At 44.7% G+C, this 23,601-nt stretch carries 21 protein-coding genes; 16 read left to right on the plus strand and 5 right to left on the minus strand.

Annotated features, from left to right (window positions below; translation table 11 throughout):
- Window positions 1-383: 383 nt before the first annotated feature.
- Both QUB33_RS20235 and QUB33_RS20240 read right to left on the minus strand, forming a co-directional pair.
- Window positions 384-539: a hypothetical protein gene (locus QUB33_RS20235; RefSeq protein ID WP_333283731.1), complete on the minus strand. Its 156-nt coding sequence runs from the start codon at window positions 537-539 to the stop codon at window positions 384-386.
- A gap of 26 nt (window positions 540-565) precedes the next feature.
- Complete coding sequence (locus QUB33_RS20240) at window positions 566-790, minus strand: hypothetical protein (RefSeq protein WP_333353262.1); 225 nt, start codon at window positions 788-790, stop codon at window positions 566-568.
- A gap of 64 nt (window positions 791-854) precedes the next feature.
- Between QUB33_RS20240 and QUB33_RS20245 the strand changes: the two genes are divergently transcribed.
- Complete coding sequence (locus QUB33_RS20245; protein ID WP_333353265.1) at window positions 855-1,016, plus strand: hypothetical protein; 162 nt, start codon at window positions 855-857, stop codon at window positions 1,014-1,016.
- A gap of 77 nt (window positions 1,017-1,093) precedes the next feature.
- Entirely contained in the window at window positions 1,094-2,017 is a 924-nt protein-coding gene (locus tag QUB33_RS20250) for a hypothetical protein (protein ID WP_333353268.1), read from the plus strand.
- Between the two features lie 579 nt (window positions 2,018-2,596).
- Here the strand turns inward: QUB33_RS20250 and QUB33_RS20255 are convergent.
- From QUB33_RS20255 to QUB33_RS20265, 3 genes are all read right to left on the minus strand, one after another.
- The gene (locus QUB33_RS20255; protein ID WP_333353271.1) at window positions 2,597-3,463 is read right to left on the minus strand and encodes a HEAT repeat domain-containing protein; all 867 of its coding nucleotides are present in this window, start codon (window positions 3,461-3,463) and stop codon (window positions 2,597-2,599) included.
- Between the two features lie 191 nt (window positions 3,464-3,654).
- Window positions 3,655-3,903 carry a type II toxin-antitoxin system MqsA family antitoxin gene (locus QUB33_RS20260; protein WP_333353274.1) on the minus strand — a complete coding sequence of 83 codons (249 nt, stop codon included), beginning with the start codon at window positions 3,901-3,903 and terminating at the stop codon, window positions 3,655-3,657.
- A 4-nt stretch (window positions 3,904-3,907) separates the two neighbouring features.
- Window positions 3,908-4,207, minus strand: coding sequence for a DUF4258 domain-containing protein (locus QUB33_RS20265; RefSeq protein ID WP_333353277.1), 300 nt, complete (start codon window positions 4,205-4,207; stop codon window positions 3,908-3,910).
- Window positions 4,208-4,258: 51 nt separating this feature from the next.
- On the opposite strand from QUB33_RS20265, the gene QUB33_RS20270 reads away from it, so the two are divergent.
- The 14 genes from QUB33_RS20270 (at window position 4,259) to QUB33_RS20335 (ending at window position 23,601) form a co-directional block, all read left to right on the plus strand.
- Entirely contained in the window at window positions 4,259-5,071 is an 813-nt protein-coding gene (locus QUB33_RS20270; RefSeq protein WP_333069509.1) for an ABC transporter ATP-binding protein, read from the plus strand.
- 281 nt (window positions 5,072-5,352) lie between these two features.
- On the plus strand, window positions 5,353-6,090 hold the full coding sequence (locus tag QUB33_RS20275) for an ABC transporter ATP-binding protein (protein ID WP_333353281.1): 738 nt from the start codon (window positions 5,353-5,355) through the stop codon (window positions 6,088-6,090).
- Window positions 6,087-6,947: an EamA family transporter gene (locus QUB33_RS20280; protein ID WP_333353285.1), complete on the plus strand. Its 861-nt coding sequence runs from the start codon at window positions 6,087-6,089 to the stop codon at window positions 6,945-6,947. The genes QUB33_RS20275 and QUB33_RS20280 overlap by 4 nt, the downstream gene beginning before the upstream one ends.
- Window positions 6,948-7,138: 191 nt before the next feature.
- Complete coding sequence (gene cobN / locus QUB33_RS20285) at window positions 7,139-11,119, plus strand: cobaltochelatase subunit CobN (protein ID WP_333353288.1); 3,981 nt, start codon at window positions 7,139-7,141, stop codon at window positions 11,117-11,119.
- Window positions 11,120-11,203: 84 nt separating this feature from the next.
- On the plus strand, window positions 11,204-12,853 hold the full coding sequence (locus QUB33_RS20290; protein WP_333353291.1) for a hypothetical protein: 1,650 nt from the start codon (window positions 11,204-11,206) through the stop codon (window positions 12,851-12,853).
- A 423-nt stretch (window positions 12,854-13,276) separates the two neighbouring features.
- Entirely contained in the window at window positions 13,277-14,197 is a 921-nt protein-coding gene (locus QUB33_RS20295) for an NAD(+) kinase (protein ID WP_333353294.1), read from the plus strand.
- Window positions 14,198-14,358: 161 nt separating this feature from the next.
- A complete protein-coding gene (locus tag QUB33_RS20300; RefSeq protein ID WP_333353296.1) occupies window positions 14,359-14,844 on the plus strand; it encodes a hypothetical protein in 486 nt (161 codons plus the stop codon).
- A 366-nt stretch (window positions 14,845-15,210) separates the two neighbouring features.
- Window positions 15,211-16,146 (plus strand): glycosyltransferase family 2 protein, encoded by a 936-nt coding sequence (locus QUB33_RS20305; protein WP_333353299.1) that lies wholly within the window; start codon window positions 15,211-15,213, stop codon window positions 16,144-16,146.
- 19 nt (window positions 16,147-16,165) lie between these two features.
- Window positions 16,166-17,926, plus strand: coding sequence for a hypothetical protein (locus QUB33_RS20310; protein WP_333353303.1), 1,761 nt, complete (start codon window positions 16,166-16,168; stop codon window positions 17,924-17,926).
- Between the two features lie 392 nt (window positions 17,927-18,318).
- Window positions 18,319-20,352 carry a carbamoyltransferase gene (locus QUB33_RS20315; protein ID WP_333353306.1) on the plus strand — a complete coding sequence of 678 codons (2,034 nt, stop codon included), beginning with the start codon at window positions 18,319-18,321 and terminating at the stop codon, window positions 20,350-20,352.
- A 100-nt stretch (window positions 20,353-20,452) separates the two neighbouring features.
- Window positions 20,453-20,860 (plus strand): SxtJ family membrane protein, encoded by a 408-nt coding sequence (locus QUB33_RS20320; protein WP_333353309.1) that lies wholly within the window; start codon window positions 20,453-20,455, stop codon window positions 20,858-20,860.
- On the plus strand, window positions 20,861-21,025 hold the full coding sequence (locus tag QUB33_RS20325; RefSeq protein WP_333234938.1) for a DUF5989 family protein: 165 nt from the start codon (window positions 20,861-20,863) through the stop codon (window positions 21,023-21,025).
- 4 nt (window positions 21,026-21,029) lie between these two features.
- Window positions 21,030-22,262, plus strand: a complete 1,233-nt coding sequence (locus tag QUB33_RS20330) for an SGNH/GDSL hydrolase family protein (protein ID WP_333353312.1) — start codon at window positions 21,030-21,032, stop codon at window positions 22,260-22,262.
- Between the two features lie 13 nt (window positions 22,263-22,275).
- Window positions 22,276-23,601, plus strand: a complete 1,326-nt coding sequence (locus QUB33_RS20335) for a hypothetical protein (protein ID WP_333353315.1) — start codon at window positions 22,276-22,278, stop codon at window positions 23,599-23,601.

Below are 23,601 nucleotides of genomic sequence, written 5' to 3' on the forward strand. Positions count from 1 at the left end.
TCGCTTCTGTGATTTATTGCGTAAGCGTTGCTTGCCGTAGGCGTCGCATCCCTCTTTAAAAACTGTCCGGAGTATTGGTATATGCTAAAAAAAAGTAATAACGAATCTTCAAAATTATCTCGTAAATCTGCCACTTGGTCTGCGGTTTGTTTGTTCCGATTCTGTCAGTCCCAAATCTTCATCTTCCCTACCTAGTGACAGAAATTAGATGCCGATTAAAGGAGTTACGGCTTCGTTCCAAATGGCGTAACTTTGGCGCAAGTCTCTGTCTCGGTAAACTCTCAAAACTTCGACAATTAAATACCAATCGGGTGTTTTGTACCAATTGGGGTGATTGGATTCGTAGTAGAGATTTATACCGCTGGCAGAGAATACGCGATCGGCTAGATAATTAGGGAGAAATCAGCGATCGCACAACTTTTGTGATTGCCCGAGTGATATTCATCAGGTAAGCCTGGGTGCTCCGGGTCTTCACTTGGTAGAGCGTACATCGTCGGCAGCACTTTTGTTTGCGTTGGCTGCGACTCTGGTATGTACATTTTTATACAATTATCCCTGCCATATGTTAAGGAGATTCAGGCGGTACGGTAATTGTTACATTATAACGCGATGTGATTTGTTGCGGCAGAAATTCGGTATCCTTTGCACCGGAAATTTTTGCTAAATAATTTTTGCTAAATAACGATCGCCCACTGCTTTTCTTAATAAATATTCTCACCTGGCTCTGACGGTTGGTTTGAGATTTTTTTGGATAGTTATAAGGTATTTTATTATGTAATGCCGGCAACATTTTTAAGTGCGAACACTCAGGTTTTTGAGTCGGGTGGTACGCCTAATTCGAGCGAGAAAAGGAGATGACGACGGGCAGTAAGAAGATGTTGACATACACGAGTTATTTGTGGTATGTTAGGCTGAATAATTTATTATACATTGGTAACACAATATCTGCGACACAATTCTTGGTGGCTCTGCCAACTTTTTGGCGATCGCAGAAGGCGTTTTGGGTCAACGGTTAGACGGCTATACCCGGACTCAATTAAGACTTTGTTAGTATCTTGAGTGTTTACATCTACTGATTTTGAGGTAACAAACAATGAAAGATTTAATAATGGGCTATGCAACAAACTGTAAATTCGATGATTTCTACAGGTTCGTTGCATCAACTCGTGAGCATTGCGATCCAGATAAAGTTGATATTGTTGTGTTTATTAATGCCTTAGGGGATGAGTTCGCAAAGGTAGCTCTAGAAAAAAATATCACCCTTATACCAGTTGAAAATGTATGGAAGTGGGTTACTAGCTCAAAAATCCTAAATCTCATCTATCACGCAAAGATGGTGGGACTGCAAGCTTTAATTAGACTAACTTCAGGCTCTAACCGTACCTACTTAGAGGAGGATTATAGGAGTACGGTTGCCAATTGGATTCATCCACTAGCAGGTCGGTGGATTACTTACCATACATTCCTTAAGGTTAACTCCAGTTATCGAATGGTTATGACTTCAGATGTGCGTGATGTGGTTTTCCAAGCTTCTCCTTTCGAGGACTTAGACTCTAGTAAGCTTCACGTTTTTGAAGAAGCAGGTATTTATTTTGGACCGCCCACTCCCGAAAATGTAGATAGTGAATGGGTGAATACTGTTTATGGAAAAACAATTCTTGAAAAACTGTTGGGAAAACCTATACTCTGTGCAGGGACAGTATTAGGAGGAAACCATCTCATGATGCAATTAATTGAATTAATGGTGGTGGAGGCTCTACGCCATCGTCGTAAGCCTCTAGATCAAGCAATGTTCAATAAGGTGATTAACTATGAATTTCCCAGTAACCAAACGGTGAAACATAATTTGAAGAGTGGTGCCGTCCTCACACTGTGTGGAGATCATGAGAGATGTTGGGATATTCAGGATGACAAAGTGATGGTTGACGATCGCCTTGTTCCTGTTATACATATGTACGATCGCGATTCTCGGACTAAGGAATTATTTCTCAGCAAGATTCCAAGTCCGCAGAAGTAACCTGTAACCGGATTTGTTTAGGAATTATGTAACTGGCTTACCTTAATCGGACTCTGCGATTTTCTCGCGTCTGGCTTTAAACCCCGTGAACGGTTACATCCGTGGTGTTCTAGTCGATGAAATTCTGTAATCGCTTCGGAAGTTGAGTTAAACTTCCCCGGAGGGGGAAGTTTAGCTTAAAAAGGGAAACGTTAAGAACATTCCGCTTCCGTTTTTCTATAACGCCTTGGTTTTACACTATAAATCCTGCCTTCTCTCAGACTTGGCGACGGCACACCATTCTTGAAATAACACCGATCGCCCTCAACTCCCGGCCTCACCAAAGTAAAAACCTGACATTGTTCATCAAACACATGGATTTGTTTGCAAAGATCCGGGTCGGGTTGGCTAATGTACATATTGCTATAACCAGCGCCGATTCTGTCAGTATTTAACTCTAAATTCCACCTTGCCAACACCCACTAGCTGCGGCACAACAGTTTTAGCTTCTGCACCAATCATCCCCAAAGCAGAGGCTGCACTACTAGGCACATTTGGATAGGAGTCTTTAAGCAAAAGAATTAGCTGCGGCAGTGCAGTTTAAGCTTTTGCACGGATTTTATTCAAAGCAGAGGCTGCACTACTACGCACATTTACATGGGAGTCTTTAAGCAGGGAAATTAGCTGTGACTGTGCAGTTTTAGCTTCTGCACCGAAACTTCCCAAAGCAGAGGCTGCACTGCTACGCACTGTTACATCTGAGTCTTGAAGCAGGGGAATTAGCTGTGGCACAGCAGTTTTAGCTTCTGCACGCATCCTTGCCAAAGCATAGTCTGCACGGCTACGCACCTTTGCATCGGAGTCTTTCAGCAACAGAATTAGCTGCGGCAGTGCAGTTTTAGCTTCTGCGCCCATCCTTGCCAAAGCATTGGCTGCACGGCTACGCACAGTTGCATCGGAGTCTTTGAGCAACAGAATTAGGTGTGGCACAGCAGTTTTAGCTTCTGCACCCATTCTTCCCAAAGCATAGTCAGCACGGCTACGCACAGTTGCATCGGAGTCTTTCAGCAACAGAATTAGCTGCGGCAGTGCAGTTTTAGCTTCTGCACCAACCGGCACATCTGAGTCTTTCAAGGTTTTGACAAAGGCAGGAATAGCAGGAAGACCGATTTGTCTTAGAACCTCAGCCGCACTCTGACCGACTGACAAATTCTGATCCTGCAAAGCTTCTATCCAATCAGGGATGGCTGGTTCACCTATTTTTCGTAACAGCTTAATAGCTGGATCAAGTGCCGTTTCATCGTTACTCTTTAACTTCTCGGTGAGGGAGGCAATCTGTTTGGGATTAGCTGTGGGTTCGTCCTTAATTCCAGCCGCATCATTGCGAGTCAACAGCAAAGACGATGTGAAAGATAGAAACGAGAGGGCAATTACGCCAACTAATCTTTGTCGGTAGTGCTTCGTCATGGGCCAGAATCCTTGTATTTGATGAGCCGTCTCAGCCATTTGAATAATTGTGTATACATTCTCATCAAAATGTTTCAGGACTCCGGGCGATCTAAATTTGTGCTTGTCTGTGGTGAAATCGATCGCCCTAAATACTGCTTGAAAAGGGGGACTTTAAGACCATTCCGGTTTTCCCCCTAAAAAACAATTCTTTACGTGTAACTCTTGCTGGGAATTTCAATATATGAATCCGGCATCTCATTCTGTTGATGAATAGCAAAGAAACGGCGCTCAATTTCTTTAAGAACTGCTGCATCATAATAAATCATGCCACAATCCATACAAATCTCAACAGGCGTGTTAGGAACTAGCAAATATTTACCTTGATGACTGTAAAGGTAATTAATTTTACGTTCCTCATAACGGTTGCTACCGCAGGTATTACATCGGATTTCTCGCATGGGTCTATCCTCTATCTCTAGGGTTAATAAAATTGGGGAGACTGGGAATATATACAGTTATAATTGCTACTCTTTCACCGCGCCAACCACAGACTATATGAATAGGAATTTCACCGGCATAACCTAATATTAGACAACTTTCACCTCGACCAGTGTTAGGATATTGCTCAAGGATCTCTCCGTTGAGTAAAGCTTCCTCAACCTGAGTAAAGGTTAACTCATCAGCCTGACGCTCGATATCTCCATGATTTGTGTAAACATACAGATTTTGGCGAACTCTTGCTTGAATTTCCTCTACTTTCATTTATACTTAAGTCTAAGGCATAATTAGATAATCACTATTTTATCATATTTGATGATTTCAGAACCCCTTACCCTCTCAACCAGCAATCCTGTTTTAGCAGCCAAAGGATTAACTCGTCGTTTTGGTGGTTTAATTGCTGTAAACAACGTATCTTTTACAGTTGAAAAACACGAAATTTTTGGATTAATCGGCCCTAACGGCGCGGGCAAGACAACTCTATTTAATCTAATGACTGGACTGATACCTGCTTCTAGCGGCAACCTGATTTATCAAAATGAAAATATTTCCCAATTGAAGCCTTATCAAATTGCTAATAAAGGTATTGCCAGAACTTTTCAAAATATCCGGTTGTTTGGGGAACTTTCTGCCCTAGAAAATGTCGCGATCGCCCGACACATCCACAGTCGATCGGGCAATCCAGTTTTATCGGTGCTGGCGGGGATTTTCGGCTTGCCAGCCTCTAATGCAATGGAACGCAAAACCCAGCGAAAAGCCTTAGAATTGTTGGATTTAGTCGGATTGGGCGATCGCGCGGGCGAACAAGCCAAAAACTTGGCCTACGGCGACCAGAGGCGCTTAGAAATTGCCCGCGCTTTAGCCTTAGAACCGCAAATACTTTTGTTAGATGAACCAGCAGCAGGGATGAATCCCAGTGAAAAGCACAAATTAAGCGAATTTATCCGAGAAGTACGCCAACAATTCAATTTAACTGTAATATTGATCGAGCATCATGTACCGCTAGTTATGGGGTTGTGCGATCGAATTGCTGTCTTGCATTTCGGTCAGCTTATTGCTTTGGGAGAACCTGCTGTTGTGAGGAATGACCCGGCGGTAATTGAGGCTTATTTGGGAGATGAAACGTAGAAATTGTAAATGTTTCCCCGGCTCGGGCGGGGAATCGACATCTACAGGCTCGGCCTCGTTTGGTAACAGGAAAAATCGAGACCGAGCCTCTGGTTCTGCGTTACCAGACAGAGCGGGGGAGCGAGTAAGATTAATAGTTATTGTTAAATGTATCTCCCAGTCGTATTAAGAGGACTTCAGCTATGAGCCAGGCGTTGAAACCTCTGGCGGACTCGCGAACTAACCGACTAGCGAACTGCGGGAAAAGAGAGAAAATTTTATCAAAAATCAAGTCACACAAAATGCAACACAGCTCACCCAAAACCACCCAAAACATCCTCTTAGAACTCAAAAAGGTTTCTGTAAATTATGGCGGAATTCAAGCCATACAAAATATTAATCTCACGATTAATGCAGGCGAGGTTGTCAGTCTCATCGGCGCTAATGGTGCGGGCAAAAGTACCACACTCAGGGCTATTTCTAAAATAGTTAATTTGCGACAAGGAGAAATTATTTATAGCGGGCGCGATATTAGCCGCCGCCGAGCTCACGAAGTTGTGAAATTGGGAATCGCCCACAGTCCTGAAGGGAGGCGCGTTTTGGCGCAGCAAACAGTGTTGACTAACTTGGAATTGGGGGCCTATATTCGATCGGACTCAGCGGCCGTAAAAGCCGATTTAGAGCGCCAATTGGAGATATTTCCGCGCCTAGCAGAAAGGCGCCGCCAGCTAGCAGGAACTCTCAGCGGCGGGGAACAGCAAATGCTGGCGATCGCCCGCGCTCTGATGAGTCGCCCGAAGCTGCTATTATTAGACGAGCCTAGTTTAGGCTTAGCACCTGCGATCGTCAAAGAAATTTTTGCAATTATTCAAAACCTGCGCTCCACAGGCGTTACAATCCTCTTAGTCGAACAAAACGCCAGTTTAGCACTGCAAATTGCCGATCGGGGTTACGTACTAGAAGCTGGTAATATTACCCTCACAGGTATAGGAGCGGATTTGCTAAACGACGAGCGAGTCAGGAGCGCATATTTAGGATGACTTGGTTAATTTTTGGAATTTTGAGCGCTTTCTTTGAAGCCGTCAAAGACGTTTTTGGCAAACAAAACCTCAAAAAAAGTGACGAATATGTCGTCGCTTGGTCTTTCTCATTTTTTTCAGTCATCTTTTTGATTCCCTGGGTATTTTATACAGGAATTCCGACCTTAAACTCTCAATTTTGGCTCGCCCTATTAATCGGAGGTAGCATCAACGCTGTCACAGCCCTCCTCTACATCAAAGCCATCAAACTATCAGATTTATCCCTGACACTACCGATGGTAGCTTTGACACCATTATTCATGTTGGTAACTTCACCGTTAATTGTCGGTGAATATCCCAAATTATTTGATTATATTGGCATTTTACTAATCGTAGCAGGCTCTTATTTATTAAATATCAAAGAGAAATCCAAAGGATATTTAGCCCCATTCAAAGCACTGCTGAATGAACCAGGGCCCAAATTGATGTTAATCGTCGCATTACTATGGAGTATTGCCGCAAATTGTGACAAAATAGGAGTTACCAATTCCTACCCTATTTTTTGGGTATTCTCTTTGTTTGGTACAATGAGTGTTTTGCTACTGCCAGTTTTATTGCACAAAACCCCAAATCCAGGGCGACAAATTCTCAAACAATTACCAATGCTAGCTGCTATGGGGTTTATCAATGCTACTGGAATAATTTTTCAAATGCAAGCTTTGACATTAACTTTCGTAGTGCGAGTGATCGCGATTAAGCGTACTAGCGTGTTAATGGGTGTATTGTTCGGTCATTTCATTTTTAAGGAAAAAGATATTCAAGAAAGATTATTAGGGGCCGGAATCATGATTTTGGGAGTTTTATTTATCAGTTTATAGGTTGAGACTTGCGGAACTTTGACGCTCATTCTCCCCCCGAATGTAGGGGCGGTGCCCCCGTGCTCGCCCTCTCTCGGTTGGGCGGGGATGTCGGGGTTGGAAACAAGCCCTAGCCTCTATTTATGTATAAGTCATGTTATAGTAAGGGCGATCGCACTTTCTGTCACTATTTATTAAGATAAAAAAAATTAATGCACAAAATAGCCGCCACACCCGGAGGTTGGAACCCTCAAGCAGAAGGAGTAATTTTTATTCAGCAAACCCCAGCACCAATAGTATTTATTAGTGCTGCTGACACCGACATTCAAACTCTTGCAGCCGCCGCCTCCAAAATGCCGGCAAAATTTCCCAAAGTGCGCGCAGTAAACCTGCTTCAGTTGCAGCAACAACTAACAATTGATACTTATGCCGAGGAAGTTTTAGAAAGCGCAGAGGTCATAATCTTAAGACTTTTAGGAGGGCGTTCTTATTGGTCTTACGGGTTAGAAATCCTGCGAGAAACTGTGCAAAAAACTAACGCCTCACTGATTGTAATGCCGGGAGAAGACAGTCCCGATCCCGATTTAATCAGCCATTCCAATGTATCGCTATCAGGAGTAAATCAACTGTGGCGCTATTTCACCGAAGGTGGAGTCCAAAACTTTGTTAACGCACTAAAATTTGCCGCCGATACTTGCCTAAAAACTGCTTATAGTCCGCCCCTACCTCAAACAGTTTCCCGCGTCGGGATTTATGATTGGAAAAAACCAATTGAATCGTCTCCAACTTGCGGACACGGAGACATTACTTCTACATCTAAAGTCGGAATTTTATTTTATCGTGCTCATTACTTATCAGGAAACTTAGCACCAATTGATGCACTTTGTCAAGCTCTATCTGAGCGAAATTTAGTCCCTGTTCCCGTCTTTGTGTCTTCTCTGCGGGAACCAGATTTGCAAATAGAATTGCTGGAGTATTTTCAACCTAAAGAATCCGAACCAATTCAATTATTGCTCAACACCACAAGTTTTGCAGTCTCCGGTTTCAGCAGTCAAGAACCGGAACAAAATAGCTTAAAATCCTTAGACGTTCCCGTATTGCAAGCAATCTTCAGCGGCGGCGGTTTGGAACAGTGGGAAACTGAATTACAAGGACTTTCGCCCCGCGATGTGGCGATGAATGTAGCATTGCCGGAAGTAGACGGAAAAATCATTACTAGGGCGGTTTCTTTTAAAGCGGTACAGACTTGGAACAGCGAATTAGAAACAGATGTAGTAGGCTATGTAGCAGCGGGCGATCGCATTAAATTTGTAGCAGATTTAACCGCGAATTGGGTGAAAATGAAACAAACCCCAGTCGCCAACAGACGCATCGCCATAATTCTAGCAAATTACCCCACCCGTAACGCCCGCTTAGCCAACGGCGTCGGCTTAGATACGCCCGCTAGCTGTGTCGAAATCCTTAAAGCTATGCAGCAAGCTGGCTATCAAATTGAAAACATCCCCGCTAGCGGCAACGAGTTAATTGAACTCCTGACTTCTGGGGTGACAAATGACCCGGAAGGACGCGAATTGCGGCCTGTTCATCAATCTTTGGATTTGGCAGAATATGAAGAATATTTTGCTAGTTTGCCGCAGCAAGTGCAAGATGGGATTTGTAAGAGATGGGGGCTTCCTGGAAGCTATGCACAAGATTTTATAAGTAACAATACGTCTTTTCCGATTCCGGGGATTCAGTTCGGTAATGTGTTTGTGGGAATTCAACCATCGCGGGGCTACGAACTTGACCCCGCGTTAAATTATCACGCCCCAGACTTAGAACCAACTCACAATTATCTAGCTTACTATTATTGGCTGCGAGAAAAATTGGGAATCGACGCTATAATTCATGCTGGAAAACACGGCAATTTAGAATGGCTTCCCGGTAAAAGTATAGCATTGTCTAACAAATGTTATCCAGAAGTAGCATTAGGCGCGATGCCGAATTTTTATCCGTTCATTGTCAATGATCCGGGGGAAGGTTCCCAAGCAAAAAGACGATCGCAAGCTGTGATTATCGACCACCTGACACCGCCGATGACTCGCGCCGAACTCTACGGGCCTTTGCAGCAGTTGGAAACCTTAATCGACGAGTATTGCGAAGCCCAAAGTTTAGATCCGTCCAGATTGCCCATGATTCGCGATCGCATTCTCGCCCTCACCAACAAAGAAAACTTAGATAAAGACTTAGGAATACAACTAAATAAATCGGAATTTACAGAATTTATTACTCGCACCGACGGCTATCTTTGCGAACTCAAAGAATCCCAAATCCGCGACGGATTGCACATTTTCGGTCAGTGTCCCGAAGGTAGACAGTTGAGAGATTTGATAATTGCGATCGCCCGCCATCCCACCAACGGGCGATCGGGCTTAACCCGCGCCCTAGCAGAAGACTCAGGCTACGATTTCGACCCCTTAACCTGCGATCCAACCTCGATAATTCAGGATCGTACAGCAGGCGATTTAACAGCAGAACTCGAAGAAAAAGCCGCTGAATTAGTAGATAACTTAATCGAAAATATCCGCGCTTATCCGCGTTCATCTGCGGTTAAAAATCTCCCAATAAAAGAAGCAACCCAACAAGAATTAGACTGGATAAATAACTATCTTTTACCTTCCCTCCGCCAAACAAACCAAGAAATTACCAACCTTTTGCGCGGACTAGATGGGCGGCACATACCAAGCGGCGCATCGGGCGCGCCCACTCGCGGCCGGCCAGATGTATTGCCCACCGGTCGCAATTTTTACTCAGTAGATATCCGCGCGATTCCCACAGAAACCGCCTGGAGAGTTGGCAGAGTTGCTGCTGAAACTTTAATCGAAAGATACACCCAAGAAAACGGCGAATATCCGAAAACTTTGGGCTTGTCAGTGTGGGGAACATCCACCATGCGGACGGGGGGAGATGACATCGCCGAAGCCTTGGCGCTGATAGGAGTTCAACCAGTTTGGGATGGCCCTTCGCGCCGGGTTGTAGATTTTGAAATCTTGCCAATTTCTGTTTTGGGGCGGCCGCGCGTTGATGTTACTTTGCGAATTTCTGGCTTTTTCCGCGATGCTTTTTTTAATTTAATTGATTTGTTTGACAGTGCGGTAAAAGCTGTGGCCGATTTAGACGAATCGGCTGAAAACAACCCTTTAGCCGCACAAGTTAAAGCCGAGATTCTGTATTGGGAATCTACAGGTTTGAGTCAGGAAGAGGCGCAAGGGCGATCGCAATTTCGAGTCTTTGGCTCAAAACCCGGTGCTTACGGCGCAGGACTTCAAGGCATAATTGAAGCTCAAAACTGGACTGATGACAGCGATTTAGCAAAAGCTTACATTAATTGGAGCAGTTACGCCTATACAAGTACCCCCCCAACCCCCCCTTATCAAGGGGGGGCTAAATCTAATTCCTCTCTTTTACAACCAGAGAATACCCCCCCAACCCCCCCTTACCAAGGGGGGGCTAATTCCAACTCTTGTCCCCCCCCTTTACAAGGGGGGGCTAGGGGGGGTGAATTAAGTTCTGAGGCTAATTCCAACTCTTGTCCCCCCCCTTTACAAGGGGGGGCTAGGGGGGGTGAATGGGGATGTTCTGCACCCGAAGCATTTGAACAACGCCTCGGCCAAATGCAAATAGTTCTGCAAAACCAAGACAACCGCGAACACGACATCCTCGACTCCGACGATTATTATCAATTCCAAGGCGGAATGACTGCCGCAATCCGCAATTTGCAAGGCAAAAATCCTGAAACCTATTTCGGAGACAACTCGATTCCTGAAAATCCGAAAGTGCGGCAACTGAGAGAAGAAATTGCCCGGGTTTATCGCAGCAGGGCTGTGAATCCCAAATGGATAGAAGGTGCGATGCGACACGGTTATAAAGGTGCTTTTGAAATTGCGGCAACTGTTGATTTTTTGTTTGCTTACGATGCTACGGCAAATTGTGTAGAGGATTTTATGTATGAAGGAATCGCAGAGGCTTACATTTTTGATGAGAAAGTGCAGACATTTATTCAAGAAAACAATCCTTGGGCACTGCGAGATATGGCGGAAAGATTGCTAGAAGCTCGTCAGCGGGGGTTATGGCAGAGTGCGAACCAGGATACATTGGATAAATTGAGGTCGATCGCCCTGCAAGCCGAAGCAGTCATCGAATCCCATACATAAATACTCAAAATTCACCATCGCCGCTGCAGACCAATGGTGGCTTGCGGTAATATCTATTAATGTTTCGCGATCGCTGAAAGCTTTATGATTCGCCGCTACATTGCTAGCATCAGCACCAGCATCTTAAAACGTACCTGCGCCGCAACCGCCTTGCTAGCCTTAACTTTGGGATGTTCGTCTACCAAGCCGCCCAACACCGCAGCGCCATCGGGTTCGATCGAATCCGCAGTCCTAGCGCAGTCCCCAACGTCTCTGTTAGCCCGAAACCCCAACAAATCCAAAAAATCCGTCAGGGTTTCTTCATGCCCTCAAAACGATGGCTTCACCGAGGCAGTTAACTTTGCCACCCAAGCTTCTAATTTGGCTCAATCAGCCAATTCAAAACAAGACTGGGACGAAGTAGCCGCCCTGTGGGTGCAGGCCGTCGCCTGGATGCAAGCAGTTCCCGCCGGCAGTCCCAGACGGGCGTTTGCGGAGAAAAAAGTAATCGAGTACATGAGAAACCTGGTTTATTCCCAGCAGCAAGCGAGCGCAACCAGATCCCAAGCCAGTACAGTCAGCTTCAGCAGCGATTTGCTAAACGAACAACTAGAACTTTACCTATCCTACGTTGCTGCCGTCGGGCCACCAGATGTTTTGATTGTCGGCAGTTCCCGGGCATTGCAGGGCGTCGATCCCAAACAGCTAAAACAATCTTTGGCCCAAAGGGGCCGTCCGGGCTTAAAAGTATTTAACTTTTCAGTCAACGGCGCAACTGCACAAGTAGTTGACTTTCAACTGCGGCGGCTTTTGAAGCCGGGTCATTTGCCTCAAATGATTGTCTGGGCGGATGGTGTGCGGGGATTTAACAGCGGCCGGGACGATCGCACTTTTAATTCGATCGTCGATTCTGAAGGCAGCCAACTTTTAGCCGCAGGCATTCGCCCCGAACTGCCGTCGGATGAACCCAACGAGATTCCGCTGTGTTACAGATTCCCGCAGCCCTGCGCTAACAACACTTTCCGCAAAGCATTGGCATCTGTCGATCGACCTTTCAGGGGCGGGCAAGATGCCCACCCCACACTCAAATTCCTGTCCAGTGGAACGGGCATCTTGCCCGTTGCTGACACCCACCCCACAATCAAATTCCTGTCTAGTGGAACCGGCATCTTGCCCGTTGCTGAGAATGCTGCAAAATATGAGTTAAAACCGATCGCAGCGAATGCAGCAACCCAAAAAGCACAATTGATTCCAGTCTCGCGACGCACAACAGTAGCCATCAGACAACTCAACCAATTGGCAGATTCGATCGACTCTAACGGATTCATGGCTATATCGGGCACTTACAACCCCAACACTTATTATCGAGAACGCGCTTACGTTTCAGGCCAGTACGATCGCGACTACGAAAACTTCAACCTCGGAGGCAAACAAGCAACAGCCTTTAATTCAGTTGTAGCATTTACCAAAGCTCGCAAAATTCCCCTAATTTTCGTTAATTTGCCCCTCACCAACGACTACTTAGACGGAACTCGCCTGTGGGCAGAACAGCAGTTCCGGCAGCGAATGCAGCAACTCTCGCGGCAAAAAGGCTTCGCTTTCCGCGACTTGTCGCAGCGCTGGCCGGGCCGTAACGACTATTTTTTTGACCCCAGCCACCTCAACCGCTTTGGGGCGATCGCAGTTTCTCGCCTGCTCGCGGCCGATTCCAGCATTATCTGGCCGCGGCCCAAATCCAGTCGCAGCGAGGGATAATACCATTTTCGATTTTCGATTTTCCATTAAAGAATTGGGAATGACAGATGATATCAAATCCGCCCTTCATCGGAATTATTCATCTCTCTTCCCTTCCTCTGTATCCTCTGCGTCCTCTGCGGTTTAATCATTCCGATATAACGGGAATTGATATGAGATAAGGGTTTGCAGCTTGCCAAAAATTGGATTACTTTTTGCAATTGCTATAAACCAGAGGCAGAATCTCCGAGGGGAGATGCCCTGCGGCATCGGAATAATATTTTTCCGAGTACAGTGCGATCGTCCCCGTCGCGGCACTTCAGTCTAAAATCTCATCATCTAAAATCCAAAATCGATGTGCTCTGCGATCGTCCCGCTCGCGGCAATTCAGTCTAAAATCTAATCATCTAAAATCCAAAATCTAAAATCTAAAATCGATAGGTTGTGCAACTAAAACAAGTAATTATCGCCCACAAAGCCAGAGATACCCTCAGCCAGCGGTGGGCAGAACAGTGTGCCCGCCAATTAGAAAGTCGCGGGTGTCACGTTTTAATGGGGCCCAGCGGCCCGAAAGATAACCCGTATCCGGTGTTTTTAGCTTCTAGTAACAGCCCAATTGATTTAGCGGTAGTGCTGGGGGGCGACGGTACGGCCCTAGCTGCCGCGCGGAATTTGGCGGCTGACGGCATCCCGATTTTGGCAGCGAATGTGGGGGGACATCTGGGGTTTTTAACCGAGTCTTTTGAGGATTTCCAAAATACTGAGGAGATTTGGGACAGACTTTCGGAAGATAGGTATGCTGTGCAGAAGCGGATGATGTTGCAGGCAACAGTTTTTGAGGGAAACAGAAGCAATCTCGAACCCCAAAGCGATCGATTTTTGGCACTAAATGAAATGTGTGTCAAACCTGCTTCAGCCGATCGAATGCCGAGCTGTATTCTAGAAATGGAAGTTGACGGCGAAGTAGTCGATCAGTATCAAGGCGACGGTTTAATTGTGGCAACTCCCACCGGTTCGACTTGCTACACCGCATCTGCCAACGGGCCGATTATGCACTCGGGAATGGATGCGATCGCAGTTACTCCGATTTGCCCTTTGAGTTTATCCAGTCGGGCGATCGTCCTGCCGCCCGGTTCAGTCGTCAGCATTTGGCCTTTAGCAGATTACGAACTCAGTACAAAACTCTGGACAGACGGCATTTTGGGTACTGCAATTTGGCCGGGACAGCGCGTAGATGTGCGGAGGGCAGACTGCGAAGCCAAGTTTATCATTTTGCGGAAAAACTATTCTTATTACAACACTTTGAGGGAAAAACTTCACTGGGCAGGAGCCAGAATTCGCTACAGCAACAATCACCGCAATTAATCCGAATCATCCACCATGAAACTGCATTAACCCCTAGGACACGTAAGCGTGAAAAAACCTGTTAAATCACCAACAATCTAGATACAAAAACCGCCCTCAGCCAACCCATAATCTCTGTACTTTGTTAAGATCGCTCAATATCTTGACAAACAGCCTTATCTATGCAGATTTTCAAAAAATCAACCCGACCTTTCAACCCTCAAGATACATATCCCTGTCCCGTGTGCCGCACCGGTCAAATTTCCACCCTAGCGCTGATGGACGCCCTAGCTTGCAACTTCTGCCAGCACATTTATACCGCAAGCGTTGAAAGACAATCGCTCCAAATGGCCGATCGCCAACCGCCCGTAACTTGGCACTGGAACGGCAAACGGTGGATAGGAGCCCACCTCGAAGGCGTAGAATTCGGATGGCCCTATTTTGCAGCAGCGATCGGTCTAATTTTCCTACCCACTACCTTGCTGGGACTTTCAGCTTACTATTTTCCCCCGGTTCCCGGCAGCCGGTTGTCGTGGCTGCCCGCAGCTTGGACAGGCTTAGCTTTTTTGTCCCATTTAGGCATTGTGCTGTGGTTGATCGGTGAATTTTATCAATTCCCGGTGGCAACTTACTTCAGAGCTTGGGGGCGCAGGATTGGTCGGCGCTAAGGCTTGGGGCAAAAAACTGCTGGTAAACAGGTTATCAAAAACTTGGGTCTAAAACCCCACTTGATGGGGGACAACCAACTTGAAAATCTGTCCAGGCGATCGTTTAAACTGAGATCTTGCACCATTCTCAATTAGCCCTTGCATTTTGTGCCAAAAAGTGAAAGAAAGGGCGTATAAACAATTAGGTAGGTCAATGTTAACCATCCACCGCTATGAGTCGATCGGCCACGGCGGGCGATCGCCCGCCGTGGCCGATCTTTAAAAGATCTCAAATGGGTTCTATACAAACGAAGGTCTACCTCATGCGGCTGCAATCCGCTATATATTATTGGGATTAGCGTGAAAATCCCTGTGGTGAGGAAGTCGATGATGGGTCCAGATTATTCAGTGGTGATACCGATTTTTAATGAAGAAGAAACTCTTGGGGAGTTATGGAAACGATTGCACAACGTTCTGGAGCAATTAGAAGGGTCTAGCGAGGTCATCTTTATCAACGATGGCAGCAAAGATTCTTCCCTAGAAATTTTAATCGAGCTGAACCAAAAATATCCGGAAATTAAGATAATAAATTTATCGCGAAACTTTGGTCATCAGTGTGCTTTATCGGCAGGAATTGACCAGGCAAAGGGCAACGCAGTTGTCCTGATGGATGGAGATTTACAAGACTCTCCGGAAGCCATTTTAAACTTTGTAGAAAAATGGCAAGAAGGATACGATGTGGTCTATGCCATTAGGGAAAAAAGAAAGGAAAAATGGCTGAAACGATGGGCTTTTAAGGTATTTTATTGGATTCAAAATAGGTTATCGGGAATTCCAGTTGCTTTAGATGCGGGCATTTTTTCCTTAATCGATCGAAAAGTGATTTTGGCGCTTCGCAGTATGCCAGAACGCAATAAATATATCAGCGGTTTAAGAGCGTTTGCCGGGTTTAAACAAACAGGAATTGTGGTCGAACGGGGATCGCGATATAAAGGTGAACCAAGAGTGACGTTGTTGAAGTTAATCAAGCTTGCTTTTGATGGAATATTTTCATTTTCCACCATTCCATTGAAAATTTCGATTTTCTTGGGATTGACTTTTGCGAGCGCATCTTTTATCATTGGCCTCGTTGGACTGTATTATAAGTTTGTTTTGCGGCAAGAGTTGCTATCTTGGGATCACGGTTTAACGACCACTTTCTTTTTAGGTGGCATTCAGTTGGTATCTTTAGGCATCATCGGTGAATACATCGGTCGGATTTATGATGAGGTCAAACAACGTCCTTACTACATAATTAGAGAAAAAATTGGGTTTGAAGAATAAAGGAATTATAACTTAACCCATGAAACTTTCAAAGTGGCGTGCAAATATTTGGCAAATTCTCGCGTTTGGGCTGGCAATTATTCCCGCTTGTTTGACGGGAATTCTAATTTTAAAATACAGCGTTAACGTTCCCTATTGGGATGAATGGCCTTTGGCTGAGATGTTTAAGAAAATCTATGCAGGGTCTTTGACGTTTCAAGACTTAATCTCCCAACATAACGAAAGTCGGAAATTATTTCCCCGAATTTTGTTTATCGGGTTAGCTTACCTCACAGGTTGGGATGTCAGATATCAGATGTTGGTGTCGTTTATTCTTGCCTGTTTTATCTCGTTCAGTCTGTACCGTTTAAGTCGGCTGACCGTTGGGGGAAGTTCGACCAAATTGATTTTACTCGCTTTTCTGGCGAATTTACTTATCTTTTCACCCAGTCAACAAGACAATTGGTTGTGGGGGATTCAAGTTGTTGTTTTCGTGCCGATTACTTGTATCGTTGCCTGTATTTTAGTCGCTTACTCAAATTTAAGTCTCAGAACTCAGGTTTTAATTGGCATTATTTTATCAACCGTGGCGACTTTTTCCTATGCGAATGGGCTGCTATGCTGGGCAATCGTTTTTCCAGTGTTTGCCCTGGCTAAACCCCAAGCTTGGAAAGATTTAATCAAGGATAAATGGTTAATTGTTGCGGGGGGAGTGGGATTTATTTCTAATGTAGTTGTTTACTTTTATAACTACAAAAAGCCACCTTATCACCCTAGCTTTGCAGAGGGAGTTTTGCATCCAGTGAAGGCACTGAACTACTTTTTAGCTTTCTTGGGTGCGCCTCTGGCTGGAGGTAGCTTAACCATTGCCACAATTGTGGGTGTAATTTTAGTGGGAAGTTTGATATTTTCTTGTCTCTATATCCTGAAATTTAGAGAGCAGAAAAATCTTATCAATCGTACATTAGGTTGGTTAATGATCGCCGGATATACAATTATCAGCGCTACGATTACAACCTCCGGTCGCGTTGGGTTTGGTGTCGAACAATCTCTCTCTTCTAGATATGCAACTTTTGCCGTTTATTTAGCGATTCCTGTGATTTACTTAATAACAATTATTTTAGAAGACGCCACAGCGAGAGGATTTTTAACTCGACATAATTTAACGTTAAACCGAGTGCTGTCATCGGCGCTGACAATTTTTATATTGTTGCATGGAATCGCGATTGACTATGGCATCGACCTGATGCGCGAAAGCCAGTTGACCCGTTACAAAGGCAAAGCTTGTTTAATCTTGATCGATGTGGTGAAAGATGATGACTGCTTAAAAAGACTTTGGGCCGATCCCAACGATACAAAAACCAAAGCAAACATTTTGAACCGCATGGGATTTTTACAGCCAAAATTAGCAACCAGTAACAAAATACAAGAGATTAAAGGCCAGAAAGTAGCGAGATTAGATTATGGCTGGTTGGATAGCATGGAACCTGTGGGTAAAGATATGTACGCGGTGAGAGGATGGGCTATTTTGCCGGAAAAAGTCAAGCCAGCAGATGGAGTAATTTTGACATACGAAAATCAACCCGGCGAATCAATTATATTTGCGATCGCTTCGGTGGAATTCAAAAGAAGAGATATTGCTAAAGTGTTAGGAAACGAAGCCTACTCCAAGTCAGGTTGGGAAAAAGTTATCTTGGCTAATGAAATTCCCCCAAAAGCGGGAACAATAAAAGCTTGGGCCTTAGATGCCGATACGGGGAAAGCCTTCAAGTTAAAAGGTAATTTTACATTAATTCAGTAAGCAGAGACAACCAACAACCCTTCCCCGTTTTGGTTGAAACTGCATCACTCTCTTTCCTTGGGGCAATTGGATGTCGATCGCCCGTGGCTGAGTCGATCGCCCGTGGCTGAGTCAATCTCATACCATTTTTCTAAAGATCCGATAGAGATCGAGGACGACAAGACATTTTAAATATCAACCTTTCCCTGTTGCAAAAGTCTGTCATAACTTTAAAAAAGTGGTATCACATGAAGGGCGATCGTCAAAATATCTCAAATGGGTTCTATAATTGACCTCGGGTGTCCGCGTATCCCAACGCGAAATCTTCGATTTGGCGGGAGGACTTCTAGCCGCCCAGACACCCAACAGTTAAACAGTCAGATCCAGACGGATTGCGATTTGTGAGGAGACGAATGAACATACTTGGAATCTCGGCGTACTATCACGACAGCGCCGCAGCCTTAATTCGCGACGGAGAAATTATAGCGGCAGCGCAGGAAGAAAGATTTTCCCGCAAAAAGCATGACGCCAGATTCCCTAAGAATGCGATCGCTTATTGCTTGAAAGAAGCGAAAATAGATTTGCGGGAACTCGATCACATAGTCTTTTACGACAAACCTTTAGTCAAATTCGAGCGCCTTCTCGAAACCTATTTAGCCTACGCACCCCAAGGTTTTCGCTCTTTCCTAGCAGCCATGCCGATATGGCTCAAAGAAAAGCTTTACCTCAAAACCATGCTCAAAAGAGATCTGGCAGCAATAGCAAACTGCAAAACGAATAAACTGCCATCTCTGCTATTTACCGAACACCACCAATCCCACGCAGCATCGGCATTTTTCCCCAGCCCCTTTCAAAAAGCAGCCGTTTTGTGCCTCGACGGCGTGGGCGAGTGGGCAACAACCTCGGTTTGGTTGGGAGACGGGAACGAACTTACACCTCAGTGGGAAATCGATTTTCCCCACTCCTTGGGTTTGCTTTATTCAGCTTTCACCTATTACACCGGCTTCAAAGTCAACTCGGGTGAATACAAACTCATGGGTTTAGCTCCTTACGGCGAACCCAAGTATGTAGACAAGATTCTCAACTATTTAATTGACCTCAAAGATGACGGAACTTTCCGTTTGAACATGGATTATTTCAACTATACTGTTGGCTTAACCATGACCAACAAGAAGTTTGACGAACTGTTTGAAGGGCCGCCGCGTCAAGCTGAAGGAAAATTGACTCAGCGAGAAATGGATATTGCCGCTTCCATTCAAGTTGTTACCGAAGAAGTTGTTTTGCGGCTTTGCAGAACAGTTAAAAAAGAATTGAATGTCGATTATCTTTGTCTTGCGGGCGGCGTTGCTCTCAACTGCGTTGCTAACGGCAGACTCTTGCGGGAAGGTATTTTCAAAGATATTTGGATTCAGCCGGCGGCGGGAGATGCGGGCGGTGCTTTGGGCGCGGCTTTGGCGATTTGGTATCAGTATTGCGAACAAACTCGCACTGTAAGCGCCAACTCGACAGCAAATAGTATAGAATCCCTCAAGACTGAACTTGTAACTACAAACGCAGCGGTTGAGGAGAGGACTGAAGTTCTCACTACAAACCAAGCGGTGGGAACTCTGGCAGCGGTTGAGGAGAGGACTGAACTTCTCACTGCAAACCCAGCGGTGGCAACTGTGGCGAAGTCTGTTGCTCATTTAACTTGTCACGATCAAATGCGCGGCTCTTATTTGGGCCCGAGGTTTACTGACGCAGAAATTCTCGAATATTTGGATGCTGTAAAAGCCAGCTATCACCGATTGGACGATGCCGAATTAATGCCACAGTTGGCGGAAATTTTGGAACAGGGAAATGTGGTGGGATGGTTCCAAGGGCGGATGGAGTTTGGGCCGCGGGCTCTGGGCGGTCGATCGATCATTGGCGATCCCCGCAGTGCTAAAATGCAGTCCGTGATGAACCTGAAAATTAAATATCGGGAATCATTTCGACCTTTTGCTCCGTCAATCTTAGCCGAGCGAGTTGCGGATTATTTCGAGATTGACCATTCCAGCCCTTATATGCTATTAGTAGCACCTGTCAAAGCCAGTCTCCGCATTCCGATGAGTCCCGAACAAGAGCAGTTGTTTGGCATTGAAAAGCTCAACATTCCGCGATCGGAGATTCCGGCTGTCACCCACGTCGATTACTCGGCTCGCATTCAAACTGTTCACAAAGAAACCAATCCTCGCTACTATGACTTAATCAGCCATTTTGAAGAGCGATCGGGCTGTTCTATTGTGGTAAATACTTCTTTCAATGTCCGAGGCGAACCCATTGTTTGCACTCCAGAGGATGCTTACCGCTGTTTCATGCGAACCGAAATGGACTATCTAGTTTTGGAAAATTACTTGCTTCCCAAGTCCGAACAAATTCCTTGGAAACAAGATGATGCTTGGAAAAATGAATTTGAACTAGATTAGTCATTAGTCATTAGTCATTAGTTATTAGTTATTATTTATTAGTTGGTACGAATAACTAATAACTAATTCCCAATTCCCAATTCCCAATTCCCCATTTCTAATGAGCGACGAAATTAAAAAACTCGATAAAAAAGGCTTGCGCGATTTCGGGCTGCTAATTGGCAGCTTGATTGCAGTGATCTTCGGTTTAGCAGTACCTTTACTGCGGCGGCATTCTCTACCTTGGCAGCCCTGGGCAGTCGGCTCCGTGCTAATCGTGCTAGGATTGGTTGCGCCGAAATCGCTGAATCCCGTTTATCACGCGTGGATGCGCTTTGGACTCATCCTCCACAAAATCCAAACGCCGCTCGTCCTAGGGATAGTTTTTTACCTGATAGTTTGGCCGATGGGAGTGCTCAAAAACATTTTCGGCGAAGATGCAATGCGGCGCAAACTGAATCCGAAAATGGATACTTACCGCATTCCAAGTAAAGCAAGAACAAAAGTTAGTATGGAGCGTCCTTTCTAAGTGTTTGAATCTACATTAGACTTTCTCAAAGATTTGTGGGCGTTTATGAGAGAACGCCAAAAATATTGGCTGCTGCCTTTAATTGTGACTTTAGTCTTTTTGGGAGCTTTGATTGTATTGAGTCAGGGTTCTGTGATTGCTCCGTTTATTTACACCCTGTTTTGAAAGAATGAGCAAGTTGAAAGATTTGGGTGTCAATTTAGCTTTGACACTCGGCGGTTTATTTATGGGGGTGGTAATTGGTGAAATTGGATTGCGAGTTGCGAGAGTAGAGGGCTATCCAAAAATAGGAGATTTCGTAGACTCGGCGCCAACTCGTTTCCACACTTCCGATCCGAATTTGGGCTGGAAGCTGAAACCGGGTGTGTCGGGGGAGTGGAATGGGGAAGGTGCGAGTCTTGTGCAGGTGAATAGCGAGGGTTTGCGCGATCGCGAACATACAAAAGCCAAACCTCCAAATACTTTGCGTGTGGCGGTTGTGGGCGATTCTTTCACCGAAGCAATTCACGTACCTGTCGAACAAACTTTCTGGTCGAAATTGGAACGAAAGTTAGGCAACTGCGAAGCTGTCAAGGGACGCAAAAATGTTGAGGTAATCAATTTTGGCGTGCAGGGTTATGGTACTGCTCAAGAATTGATAATGCTGCGAAAAAAAGTGTGGGATTACAGTCCTGATATTGTAATTCTTGCTTTTTTTATTGGCAATGATGTGATAAATAATTCTCCCAAACTGGAATACGATCGCTACCGACCATTTTTTGCTTATGATGCTAGCGGTAAGTTAGTACCGGATATGTCTTTTCGCAATCTGGCGCCGATCGACCGCAACGAAAAAGCAGTTTCCTTCGTAGACTGGATGCCCAGTTTTATCGTCAACAATTCGCGCATTTTGCAGGTTATTAAAAAGGTAGACTTAGAGCGGAAAAAGCGGGAGTTATCGGAGGATTTTACCCAGTTAAGTACCCAAAACTTCAAGGAACCTCAGGATGCAGCTTGGCAAGAGGCTTGGAGGGTGACAGAGGGTTTGATTGTGACGATGCGGAATGAAGTCGTGCAGAAAAATGCTGATTTCTTGGTTGTGACGATCGGCGATTCGATGCAAGTTAGACCGGAAGCCCAGGAGCGAAAAGATTTTATGACAAAAAACAACATTCAGGATTTGTTTTATCCCGAGAGGCGGCTGGCCAAATTGGGCGCGCGCGAGGGTTTTCGGGTACTGAATTTATCCGAACAGTTCCAAGGTTACACTGAAATATATCAAGTCTGCGCCCACGGTTTTGAGAATTCTGTACCCTGTGGGGGTCACTGGAATGAACTAGGGCATCGGCTGGCTAGTATCCTGATTAACAGAAATTTGTGCGAAAATTTGAAGCAGTCTCAAGTCCCCAAAAAACAACCGTAAGCTGTCAAATTTCATGAAAGATTCAACGCTACTCGAAAAAAGCAAAAATATATTAATTATAATAGCGGTTAATTGTGCGATCGCCTTTATTTGTCTGGAAGCTTTGTCGCTAGCTTTTTATTTTATCAACCAAAAGCAGTTTTTTTATAGCCGAACTAAAGCTAAAGAACAAGTAGTAGAAGATATTGAACGGCTCGGAATTAGAGTAGATGAATCTATCGTAGAAAGACTTCACCCGTTTTTTGGCTACGTGCTCAAACAAGGTGCTTTTACCAATAAAAAATTAAAGTTAAAAGTCAACAAACACGGCTTTTTTTCCCTCTACGAATATCCGTTTATTAAAACTAATAAAAATCAAGTTATTATCGGAGTTTTTGGCGGTTCAGTTGCGAATAACTTTGCAGTAGATGAATACATAACTCGAAGATTGTCTAACAAATTGAAGACTTATCCAGAATTTGCAAACAAGGAAATTATTGTTTTAAATTTTGGCAACGGCGGCTACAAACAGCCCCAACAACTATTAGTTTTAAATTACTTTTTGGCTGTGGGTCAAGAATTAGATTTAGTCATCAATATTGACGGTTTTAACGAAGTAGCACTGTCAAATTTAAACAACAAAGCCCGAGTAGAAATAGGAATGCCCAGCGTTCAGCACATACAGCCGTTAACAGGTTTAGCCAACAACAACTTGTCGTCGGAATCGATGAGTTCGATAGTACAAATTAACGAAAACAAAAAACAATTAAAAGCAGGTATCGACAAATTGCAAACTTGTCAACTTGCTTTGTGTCACGCTGTTACCTCGCTACAGGTGAAACAATTAATCAACAATTACCAGCAAGCCCTTGTCAAATACGATCGACAAGTCAAACAATCCAACCCTGACACGGCAAATAGCGGTATAGTATATATTCCCAAAGCTGACTTTGTTTTGCAGGATGCTGCTGCTTTTGACAAAATGGCATCGATGTGGTATCAATCGTCGATCGGGATGAATCAAATTTTATCAAGTAGAAAGATTAAGTATTTTCACTTTATCCAGCCCAACCAGTATTATCCCACTAAGCGAGCGTTTACCGCCAAGGAAAAGGAAATCGCGATTAACAAAGATAGTCCCTACATTGAAGGAGTAAAAAAAGGTTATCCGGTGTTGTTGTCCAAAGTCGATGAGTTGCAAAAAGCTGGGGTTAATATTTTTAGTGCAGTGAATATTTTAGACAATACCAAAGAGACGGTTTACAAAGATGCCTGCTGCCACTATAATTCAGTCGGAGACGAAGTATTTGCAAATTATGTTTCCAGTTCTATTATTAAAGTAGTCAGGGAGTCGAAATAG

The organism is Microcoleus sp. B3-A4 (assembly GCF_036705385.1).
Taxonomy (GTDB): Bacteria; Cyanobacteriota; Cyanobacteriia; order Cyanobacteriales; family Microcoleaceae; genus Microcoleus.